At 29.6% G+C, this 10,238-nt stretch carries 11 protein-coding genes; 3 read left to right on the top strand and 8 right to left on the bottom strand.

From position 1 onward, the window contains the following. Positions 1-573 (top strand): tyrosine-type recombinase/integrase, encoded by a 573-nt coding sequence (locus MHH71_RS30360; protein ID WP_006097631.1) that lies wholly within the window; start codon positions 1-3, stop codon positions 571-573. A 2,200-nt stretch (positions 574-2,773) separates the two neighbouring features. On the opposite strand, the gene MHH71_RS30355 is transcribed toward MHH71_RS30360, so the two are convergent. From MHH71_RS30355 to MHH71_RS30325, 7 genes are all read right to left on the bottom strand, one after another. Beyond that, positions 2,774-3,052 carry a hypothetical protein gene (locus MHH71_RS30355; RefSeq protein ID WP_033799553.1) on the bottom strand — a complete coding sequence of 93 codons (279 nt, stop codon included), beginning with the start codon at positions 3,050-3,052 and terminating at the stop codon, positions 2,774-2,776. 34 nt (positions 3,053-3,086) lie between these two features. Next, on the bottom strand, positions 3,087-3,290 hold the full coding sequence (locus MHH71_RS30350; protein ID WP_006097633.1) for a hypothetical protein: 204 nt from the start codon (positions 3,288-3,290) through the stop codon (positions 3,087-3,089). Between the two features lie 54 nt (positions 3,291-3,344). Then, complete coding sequence (locus tag MHH71_RS30345; protein ID WP_033799554.1) at positions 3,345-3,896, bottom strand: DUF3967 domain-containing protein; 552 nt, start codon at positions 3,894-3,896, stop codon at positions 3,345-3,347. A gap of 733 nt (positions 3,897-4,629) precedes the next feature. Continuing rightward, positions 4,630-5,160 (bottom strand): SMI1/KNR4 family protein, encoded by a 531-nt coding sequence (locus MHH71_RS30340; RefSeq protein WP_006097635.1) that lies wholly within the window; start codon positions 5,158-5,160, stop codon positions 4,630-4,632. After that, on the bottom strand, positions 5,132-5,338 hold the full coding sequence (locus MHH71_RS30335; protein ID WP_033799555.1) for a hypothetical protein: 207 nt from the start codon (positions 5,336-5,338) through the stop codon (positions 5,132-5,134). The genes MHH71_RS30340 and MHH71_RS30335 overlap by 29 nt, the downstream gene beginning before the upstream one ends. A 709-nt stretch (positions 5,339-6,047) precedes the next feature. Next, the gene (locus MHH71_RS30330) at positions 6,048-6,638 is read right to left on the bottom strand and encodes a MarR family transcriptional regulator (protein WP_006097636.1); all 591 of its coding nucleotides are present in this window, start codon (positions 6,636-6,638) and stop codon (positions 6,048-6,050) included. 535 nt (positions 6,639-7,173) lie between these two features. Next, complete coding sequence (locus tag MHH71_RS30325; RefSeq protein WP_006097637.1) at positions 7,174-7,602, bottom strand: helix-turn-helix domain-containing protein; 429 nt, start codon at positions 7,600-7,602, stop codon at positions 7,174-7,176. A gap of 684 nt (positions 7,603-8,286) precedes the next feature. Here MHH71_RS30325 and MHH71_RS30320 point away from each other — a divergent pair. Beyond that, positions 8,287-8,523, top strand: a complete 237-nt coding sequence (locus MHH71_RS30320; protein WP_000659766.1) for a helix-turn-helix transcriptional regulator — start codon at positions 8,287-8,289, stop codon at positions 8,521-8,523. After that, positions 8,516-8,842, top strand: a complete 327-nt coding sequence (locus MHH71_RS30315) for a hypothetical protein (RefSeq protein WP_033799551.1) — start codon at positions 8,516-8,518, stop codon at positions 8,840-8,842. The genes MHH71_RS30320 and MHH71_RS30315 overlap by 8 nt, the downstream gene beginning before the upstream one ends. A 283-nt stretch (positions 8,843-9,125) precedes the next feature. Here MHH71_RS30315 and MHH71_RS30310 read toward each other — a convergent pair whose 3' ends face one another. Next, entirely contained in the window at positions 9,126-9,680 is a 555-nt protein-coding gene (locus MHH71_RS30310) for a hypothetical protein (RefSeq protein WP_006097630.1), read from the bottom strand. Positions 9,681-10,238: the final 558 nt, after the last annotated feature.

The following is a 10,238-nucleotide window of genomic DNA, read 5'->3' as shown; positions in this document are numbered from 1 at the left end:
ATGAACAAAAAAACACATCTCATTGATGTCCAACCCATCCGAAGTAAAGATCAGATTGAAGATATGAAATGGGCTCTTAAACGTCACTGTTCAGAAAGAGACTACATCTTATTCACGATTGGGATCAATACAGGTCTACGAGTAAGTGATCTACTTCAATTAGAGACTCATATGATTTTAAAATTAAAACGAAAACGTAGAAAAGAATTAAAAGTAAAAGAGGGAAAAACGAAGAAAGAACGGATTATTAATCTTACTTCTATTTTTGACGAAATATATCAATACGCCCAAACAGTAGAAAATACCTGGTTATTCCCTTCACGTAAAGGAAATCAACCCATTAGTAAAATCCAAGCCTATCGACAATTGCAAAAAGCCGGTGATTTTGCCGATGTAGAATCTATCGGAACTCACACAATGCGCAAAACATTCGGCTATTGGTTCTATAAACAAACAAAAGATGTCGCTATGTTGCAAGACATACTCAATCACAGTACACCACAAATTACACTCAAATATATTGGTATCAATAAAGAAGAAAAAGATAATATCTTAGATACATTTCAAATTTAAAAAATAAACCACTACCTATTCATATGTAGTGGATAAAATACATGGAATATATATAAAGTAAGGAATTCATTCATACCTATAATAACAAATAACATAATCGTAAAAAGGGAATGCTTGTATACTAATCTATACTGCATTCCCTTATTGTAATTGTATGTCCACTATATTTCTATTCTTCCTTTTCTAAAATTAATAAACTGACACCAAATTTCTTGGTTTTCACCCCTTTCTGTATTCACTCCATTGTAATGTAAACTCCGCATTAAATGTCCAATCTATTAGCTGTCCCCCCCTCTGTAAACCATAATAACTTTTACAATAATTATCCCAACTGTCATAAAAACAATAATTAAATTTTTACAAAAGAAAACAACTTGGATAAAAACAGGTTGTTTTCTTTTGTAGGGTACAACAAAGAAAGAGTGGAGGATTCAATACACAAACATGTCAATCAAATGGAGTAAATCGACCGATAAGACTAAACATTCTGAAAATTTAATCGCTAAGGGTTTTTGTTTACTCTTTCCTTGTTATTATGAGTTTAGCATTAAAAATAAAATAAATCAACAAAAAAATACAAAATTCTGATAAATTCGACATTTTTTCGAAAGAAAATTGCCTTACCCTCACTTAACTGTAATAAAATAAAAAAAGGAATCAACTCATAAAATAATGAATCAGTTCCTTTTTTATAATGTATGTAGAGTTTCATAATAGTAAAAAACAATATAATATTTCTTTCTATCCTGTCCATAGTATTAGCCCCACCTACGCTAAATACCCTGATAGCCACTCGTGCTATCCAACCCATTATCACTATAACAGAAAGCGCTTTCATTGTAAAGAATTCCCTAATTATTTGGGGTTGATTGTCATTTCATTACCATCAGACTATAACCTAAATAAAAACAAAAAACTTTTTTCTAATAAAACCCATACAAATGATCCATATATTGAGTACACTTCCAATACATGAATCATTTGTATGGGTTTTATTAAGAATAACTCTGAAAAAATTATATTACATAAATGCTTTTAATAAAGTTGCTACTAAAGGAAGTACTCCACCTAAGAAGGTTAAAACTGTTGTTGCAATTGCCATAATGATCACTCCTTATATTTTTCTGAATATTTAATTATTTATATTGTATTTTGAAATAACAAAATTAGCAACTCTTTTTAATATGCAATATTGCATCAAAACAACACATAAATTTATTTAATAATATATTATGTTTTTTACTTTTTATTTTCCTTATTCATCTGTTTAACAAAAAATAATTTAATACTTAAGAACAAAACTCAAAAGAAAAAGAATCCCTTATTTCTTTTGGGATTCTTTTAGGATTCTTTTTCTTTTTTAAACATTGCTCACACAAATGATCTGCACATCAATTCTTCTTTGATATACAGATCATTTGTATGATAATTTTTATAAATAATTGCGGAATAATGAACTTACATTACTGCTTTTAAAAGCTCTTGTACGAATGGAATGATTCCACCTATAAATTTTAAAACTGCCATTGCAATTGTCATATTGTTTCCTCCTTTATTATTATATTAAGATTTTTTGAATCTCTGTACCTTTATTATAGTAAGCGCTTACAAAAATAGCAATACCTTTTTGAAATATAATATTTCATATCATAAAACCCAATGTTTTACGTAAATAAAAGTATACTTAAAAAACAACATTTTAATAGCAAGGGAATGCTTGTATGCTGATCTGTACTGCATTCCCTTATTCTATGTATGCTATATTCTTATTCGCCTTTTTCTAACATTAGAACCACGAATCTTGGCGAAGACATTGGTCTTTGCCCTGTCCTAGGGTCCGTCCTCGCTTTTTATTCCACGGTTCCCTTGACCACGAGCCTCCGAACCCTCAAACTCCCAAAGCCAACCCCAGCGGGCAAAAACCGCCCTTCTGGGGCCACCTCTGGCGAGTTTGCATGAGGGTTCCCCTCATCGTCAAGGAACTTTCGCGGCATAAACGCCAGGACTCAGCGATTCCACATGCGCGGCAACCACGATTCCTTCTAAATGCATTTTTTATTCAATTCAATAATTATTGCTAACAATAAATAAAAAGCTAATTTTCTATGAAAATTAGCTTTTTAACTTTAATATTCACATAAAATTATACCTATAATTTCACTTACCATATTTTAAAACTTCTTAATAAAAAAACAGAACATTAAAGTGTATTATATTTTTTCACTTGTAATGGAATAGTTATAACATATAAATCTACAGCATAATAAGTAATCCAAATCCCTTTACCTTCAGCATCAAATCTTGATTGAAAAAACTGTTCTGAAATTTTTCTTTTCCCCCATTTTTTAGGAAACCATTGAAATACTTTGGGAACATTATATTTTTTATTAGACAACATCTTTAATCTCCATAGAATTAGAATAACTGTAATAAGGATAATAAAATTAATAAAATCAAAATACGAAGCTTTTAAAAACATATATCCTCTACCTTTTCATTAGAAATGCAACAACTTATCCTCTTAAAATAGCCTTTTTCACAATAAAATACATTATAGAAAATAGTAAACAGGTACCTACTATCCCAAAAGTCGCAATTGAAATTTTACCTGCTAACGTTTCATTCGGATCAAATGCATTAGGTAAAATTGTACCGAAAATTGCAATACACGCTAATATAATCATAAGATATTTAAATTTTTTCACCTTTTTATTCATACTAATTATCTCCCTAAATCTTTAATAATAAATTCTTTACCCAATCTCAAAAAATCATTTTCCAAATAATTTCGCAAAAAAACCTTTTGGTTTTGTAGCTGCCGTTAATAATTTTGTTTCTTGTACTTCTCTAATTGTTTCAAGGAACTTCTGATCACGTTTCTCTAACTTATTATCAATATAATCTTGTTGTTTTTGAAGTTGTTCAATTAACAATTTATTAAATTCCTCTTGTTTCTCACTATATTCTCTAAGTTTACTAACTTCATTTTTTAATGATTTTAATTCTTCAGCTAAAATTTCTCCAACTTCTTTACTAGGTACAGGCTTTATACTTTCCCCACCTGTAGCAAAATAATGTTCAATTTGTTTTATTGAGTAATTCTGTTCTCTGTGTAATTGTTTAACCATCTTCATTTGCTCAAGAGCTTTCTCATTAAAAACATTATAGCCTGATTCATTTTTCTCTAAAGGAATATACGTCCTTAATTCTTTCATCCAATTTCTTATAACATTTGGCGATTCATCTAAACACAATGCAACTTCTTTAACAGTCATCGCTATATAACCTGGTTTTTCTTTACCTAGGTTTTCACTTTTATCCATCTTTTTACCCACCTTTAAAACCTAGATAAAAACCTAAGTTTTTTAAATATCAAGGGTTATTTTCAAAAAAATCAACCTTGATACCTAGGTATAAAACCTAGGTTTTTACTAATTCATTTTACTAAGGTTTATATCCTTCTGTCATATAAAAATAACGGAGTCCTTCACATCTCTAAGTCATATTTCATTTTCTTCTTAACAAATCATTATTTAATCCATATAGCGAAGACCATGGCCGCGCCACAATTTTTTTCTAATAACCTTGCAATAAACCACAATTAAAATCATATTTTTGTTTTTTTAACATAATAAAACTCTATCAAAAGGCAAGTCATTTTATAAAATTGGAAATTCTGAATCAAAAAAAAGAGAAGAGCATAAGGGGTTTTTGGGCCCAACTAGGGGTTGGGGCTAGGCAGAGCCTAGCTTAAACGTGGGTACACGAAAATTTCCAGGATGTGCACTCACGGTCGACTCAAAATTTTCCAATTACACGTATTTTTCGTTAAAAGTAGAGTCGAGGTGTACACAAGGTACTCTTCATAGCATCAAATGTGTACCTGCTGTAGACAATACATTTTAAATAAATTGCAATCAAACATTACTTCAAAATACTAAAAGAGATCAGTCTAAATTGAGTAATTAATTTGTAAGGGGATTGTGTATAAAAAATTAGCTATATAAAAAGTCACAAGAGCACTAAACTCTTGTGGCTTCACTTTTACTATTCATGTTAAAAATCTAAATCTTTTTCATTACCATCATAATCTACTAGTAATGATCCTTCGTCTAAGGTATCCATTAACCATTCCACCAAACCACTCCATGATCTAGAAACGCTGTTAGTCTCCCTATCCCACTGTATTACTGTTGCATCGTATCCATTGCTTGATTCTAAGTCTATACAAATAGTGTCACCATAGTTTAAATCTGCAATGATTAAATACATGTCTGGCATTCCTGTCGGTCTTCGTTCTTTTTTAAACGAATCATTTAGATAGGAGCCACCACGCTGTTTTGGGCCCCAAGCAGCTATATAAATTTCTGATAGGACCGTTCCAGGTATAAATAATTCTCCACCATTATACACTTGAAGAAAATCTTTATATATATCAGGAATTTGGATGTTAAGTTCATTTTGAAGGATTGTTATATCTTCTAAACTAATTCCATCATTTAAGGTATGAATACCATCTACATATTTATTAACTTCCTCAAAAAATGGTTGTAAATGATTATTTTTTGAATAATATTTTCTTAGCATAAAACCATCTCCCTCTATTCATGTTTCCACGGTGAGCGTCAAAATGTTCATTTACATCCATATTCCTTCCCTTTAAAAATTGAATCTTAGCTGGCGAGCCAGCTAAGTCAGGATATTCGGTAGCAGATTTCATATGCTGTCCCTCGTAGCCTTTCACTCTTCCAATTTTTTTAACCAATTCTTTCTCTTGTCTCCATGCGTGGCGAACAACTTTCTGATGAAGAGCTGAAAACTGTTTATTTGTTAGTCATTTTCCGTTTACATATAAAACTATAATTTAGAGACAGACAACAATAAAACATAGGATGTTATTCAAACGCTCCAAAATCCTTTTTAAAGAATATAAATCTAAAACAATACTATTTGTCGTAAAAACAAAAATACCCGCTTAAAAAGCAACATAAACGGTTTTAAATGAAGGTTTTCGTTTGCTTTTGGGGTTGAGGCTGGTTCGTCGTGTGGGGGCGAAACCCCACATATAACGTATTCTATTAATTTGGTAAGTGAAATTTTAAATCGAATCACTAGCGGTTCGGCTCGTATAATAGCAAATTCAAGCCGATGATCCCTAATAGTTGCTTTTGGATGTATCGGCTTGGTGCCGCCAAAACTCGAGCCGAAAAAAGTTTTGCAAGGATGTAATAAAGCGAAAAGGGTGGAGATTTTCTGTAGCAAAGCGGAGGAAAATACGACCCGTTCCTTGCGGAACTTTTAGCCTTAATAATATATAGAGTGAGAAGGACAAGCATTTAAAAGTTTTAAAAAACCAGTAATACCAAGGGTTTCAAGATTTTTCGTACGTATCAGATTTGATACACTTTCGTATCAGATTTGATACGTACGAAAAATAAAGAATCAAAAAAAAAAGAACTAGTCAATAGTTCTTTTTAAAATAATCTATTAGGTAAATTCTTAAGTGTTTTATTATTCATAGCTTTTCTAAACATAGTTACTAAGGCTCCTTGAACATCATCACGATTTCCAGCATAAATAATATTGGGATTAACATAAATTGCATAAGCTTTTACATTATTACCTTCAACACCAGATTCAGCTTTAGCTAATATACCTTTTTTAACAAGGCTATTAATAACCCTACTAACTTTTGTTCTACTTGTCCCTAATACTTCTCCTATTTGAGTAATATTTAATGGAGACGCATATTTTTTAGTAATATCATCTACAATCGCATTTGAATGAAGTCCTATGTAAGCCTGTATATCCAGCAAAAAGATTTTTTCCTCTCCAGTCATATAATCTTTTTGTCTTAAATACTCCCAATTCAACTGTAATAACTGAACAAATTTAGCTTTATTTTTTACTTTCTTTTCAGGAACTAATTTCATTCCTCTTGAGCCAGCTTTTGCTTGAAGTTTATTTGCTAATTGCATCTCTTCTTCTGACAAGATCTTCGAATCCTCGATATCTCTCAATCTTGCATTTTTTTCAGCTTGTTTTAAATTGATAGTATTTGTCATAACTTTTCTCCTCATTCCTAGTATTTACAACTAGTACGGAGACTCTTTTTATGCTATTATGTAATTAGAATTTTATAAGAATAAAAAAGCCTCTTATGTATAGTTGTAGCGTCGCAACTCAATTATATCATGATTGGCTTTTTTTGTTATAACTAATAGAAAAAGAGTCCTAAATAATAGGGACTCTTTTTTACTTTCATTTTCATTATAAAAAATGAAAGATGGCTTAACATCAACCATCTTTCATGGCCCAGTACCAGCGTTCTTATAAACCAAGAGCAAAATAACAACTAAGTGTAGAATTCTAAAAGAGGAAGAGAGAGGGCAAGCTACGGGAGTGGGCGCCCACTCCCCAAAAACTACGTTTTTGACTTAGCAGGAGATTCCTACAACCTTTACCGCTTTTTCGGTCTCAAAATTTCATTTTCTCATCCTAAAACGGTTGTCGCTTCGCTCGATTTTCTATCTTTATAAAAGTAAACTTTTGAATATTTGTTTACATAAAATAAAAAGAAGATCAAACTAGAAAAACAATCTAGTTCGGTCTTCTTTTTATTTTAAATTCATTAATAATTGCTTTTTTCACATCACTATAAAATACCATTATCAGCATTCCCAGTATAGTTAAAAATAAGGAAATTCCTTCAATACCAATAAATATCCCTATAAATATAAGAGCAATACCTATAAAAAAGCTAAAATCATTTTCATCATCATCGTCCTCACATTCATCTTTATCTTTTTTATCTAACTCCCCTCTAACATCCTCTGATCCCTTTATTAACTCATCAATTGTTACTTCATACAATTCACTAAGTAAAATCAAATTATCAATATCAGGATAACTTTTATTGCTCTCCCATTTATAAACAGCTTGTCTAGTCACTCCAACCTTGCGAGCTACATCTTCTTGTGAAAAGTTTTTTGATTCACGAAACTTTTTCAATTGCGAACCTAAATTCATATTATTCACCTCTAAGAAATTATTACATATAAAACCATAATCAATAAAGAAACCATTAGTCTAATAGATGTAAACTAATGGTTCACATATTTAAATTCTTGCTAAATCACTTAAATCTATATTCAACTAAAACAATATTATCAGAAACTAAAAAAGAATCCTAAAAACATAGGATTCCTTAATGCAAAAATGTGATATTTCATTAACCCGTCAATATGTAATATTACATATAAATATATATTGATATAAATGTAAGTGCTTACTACAATAAAAGCATAAAGATTAATCACATCTTAGTACCAACAAAAGAGGAGGAAATAATATGGCAATCGCAATGGCAGTTTTAAAATTTGTAGGTGGAGTAATTCCATTTGTACAAGAGCTTTTAAAAGCATTTATGTAAGTTGTTTATTCCGCAATTATTTATAAAAATTATCATACAAATGATCTGTATATCAAAGAGGAATTGATGTGCAGATCATTTGTGTGAACAAAGTCCCTTTAGCATCATTAAGGGACTTTTTTTGTTATTACTGAAAGTAAACTTTTGAATAGAAGTTTACTTTCAATAAATATATAGTATTTCTTTTAATTTATATAAAAATTTTTATCTTTTATATAATTAAACTTTACTTTTTTACAAAATAGGTTTAATATAAGTCTTAAGAAAGGAAGGTGTTACCTATGAAGGAAAAACATGGCGACTCTATAACAAATAAAGTCTATGAATATAGGGTATTAAAAAGAATGTCACAAAAAGATTTAGCTGATGCTGTTGGGGTTTCTAAACAAACGATATTTGTTATGGAAAAGAATAATTACTCTCCTTCACTAGTGTTAGCATATCGAATAGCAAATTATTTTGAAGTTGATATAAACGAAATATTCTCTTATGTAGGAAAGGAAGATAATAATGATTGATCTATTAAACAAATGGATGTTAGAAAGCACAAACAATTTCAATATCGTTGTAGGACTTACAGCAATTCTATTTTTAGGTTCAGTAATTGCACTTTTCATTATCAGCAAAAAATTTGGTCAACCAGATGAAAGAACAAATGCTATTTACCTTAAAATTGTTTCTTGTATGTTTTTTACTCAACTTATAATGAATGGCGCATTTATTTCCTTAGTTGGTAAAGATATGTATTTCCGTCAATTTTTCATATTATTTGAAGCCATTGTCTTTTTCGTTGGAGCTGTTTATTCGTTTAAATTATATAGACAGGAATTTAAATAATTCACTTGCAAGAAACAATAAAAAACAGTAGTGATTTTATACACTACTGTTTTTTATTGTCCATTTTTGAATGTAAACTTTTAGATATTTCTTTACTTACAATATCAGTAAGAAAAATAAATCAGATACATGTAATCTCAAATCATAAAATCTATTTTATTTTTTTACTTAGATTTGAATTTTAATAAATACAAAACAGCACAAATCACGTATTAAAATGACTTGTACTGTTTTATTTATGTATTATTTTTTAGATGAAATATACTTAAAACTTATACAAAATTTAAGACGCAGGTACTAATTTCCACACAACTTCTTCTTTACTTAAATAGGTCGTTATAAGAGAACCATGCATTGGCGAAACAACATCTTTATAAGAGAGATACCCACTTTCTACTTGAAGTGTATATCCTCCCTCTACAGAAGTTATAGTCCAATAAGTTGCATTTTTCTCTTGCCAATCCAAAAACACACTACTTCCCCATGCCCAAAACCAATAAGAAACAGGACGTCCCATTAAATTTATAGGCATCTCAATACGATATTTCTTGTTTTCTTCAGAGAAATGTAATTTTACAGGATTTGCGGAAGGGTTTTCTACTGTATTACCATGTGAACTAACTAGTACGTTTAATGGAGAATTATGAAGTGGACGGAAAATTAATCCTCTTGTTGGTGAATCTGCTGGAACTATATAATAGTTTTTACTTGTATCAATCTTGTTTACTATCTCATTTACTAAATCAGATGATGCAGACGCATTTGCTTTCTCCATTGGCAAAAATCCTAAAAATATAACAAAAACTAGTAAAAACATTAGTACCCCTTTAATATTCATATCAACACTCCTTCAAAATATTTCTATTATACAATAATTGTAAATTATGAATTTATATTTTTCAATATTAAGAAAATTAAACGGGGTAAAAAATGGTAATAAATAAAATATATTTGAAAGTAAACTTTTAGATAGAAGTTTACTTTCATTAATAGAAAAAGAAAAAAAGAATCTATTACAGATTCTTTTTTCAACATATCTTAAGCCAGGAAAATGGTAATACCCTTAAATCTTTGTTAGGGGCAAAGATTTAAAAAAGAGTTTAGCTCACTAATAATTTTACACAAATGGAATATATAGTAAATTGATAATGTTTATATTGAATATTCTTAATATTGAGTTAATTTAATTTTTATTATTCCCATAAAAAACATTAATATAAAATTTTAACTAATAAGTTTTATATTTTTTATTAAGAAAATGAATGTAAACTTTTGTATATTTGTTTACATTCAAATCCTCTAAAACATTGACTTTATCCCAATTCCCCTGATATCATCAAAATTAGCAAGAAAAGTATACATTCAAAACAATATAAATAAAGAGGTACAGAAACAC

This window comes from Bacillus sp. FSL H8-0534, from assembly GCF_038005885.1.
Taxonomy (GTDB): Bacteria; Bacillota; Bacilli; order Bacillales; family Bacillaceae_G; genus Bacillus_A; species Bacillus_A pseudomycoides.
Note: the sequence above shows the minus strand (reverse complement) of the source record. Positions and strands in the feature narration are given on the sequence as shown.

What these genes read in the sequence shown, in the direction of transcription:
- MHH71_RS30360 (WP_006097631.1), top strand. Translation starts at nt 1, where the DNA reads ATGAACAAAAAAACACATCTCATTGATGTCCAACCCATCCGAAGTAAA.
- MHH71_RS30355 (WP_033799553.1), bottom strand. Translation starts at nt 3,052, where the DNA reads ATGTTTTTAAAAGCTTCGTATTTTGATTTTATTAATTTTATTATCCTT.
- MHH71_RS30350 (WP_006097633.1), bottom strand. Translation starts at nt 3,290, where the DNA reads ATGAATAAAAAGGTGAAAAAATTTAAATATCTTATGATTATATTAGCG.
- MHH71_RS30345 (WP_033799554.1), bottom strand. Translation starts at nt 3,896, where the DNA reads ATGGATAAAAGTGAAAACCTAGGTAAAGAAAAACCAGGTTATATAGCG.
- MHH71_RS30340 (WP_006097635.1), bottom strand. Translation starts at nt 5,160, where the DNA reads ATGCTAAGAAAATATTATTCAAAAAATAATCATTTACAACCATTTTTT.
- MHH71_RS30330 (WP_006097636.1), bottom strand. Translation starts at nt 6,638, where the DNA reads ATGACAAATACTATCAATTTAAAACAAGCTGAAAAAAATGCAAGATTG.
- MHH71_RS30325 (WP_006097637.1), bottom strand. Translation starts at nt 7,602, where the DNA reads ATGAATTTAGGTTCGCAATTGAAAAAGTTTCGTGAATCAAAAAACTTT.
- MHH71_RS30320 (WP_000659766.1), top strand. Translation starts at nt 8,287, where the DNA reads ATGAAGGAAAAACATGGCGACTCTATAACAAATAAAGTCTATGAATAT.
- MHH71_RS30315 (WP_033799551.1), top strand. Translation starts at nt 8,516, where the DNA reads ATGATTGATCTATTAAACAAATGGATGTTAGAAAGCACAAACAATTTC.
- MHH71_RS30310 (WP_006097630.1), bottom strand. Translation starts at nt 9,680, where the DNA reads ATGAATATTAAAGGGGTACTAATGTTTTTACTAGTTTTTGTTATATTT.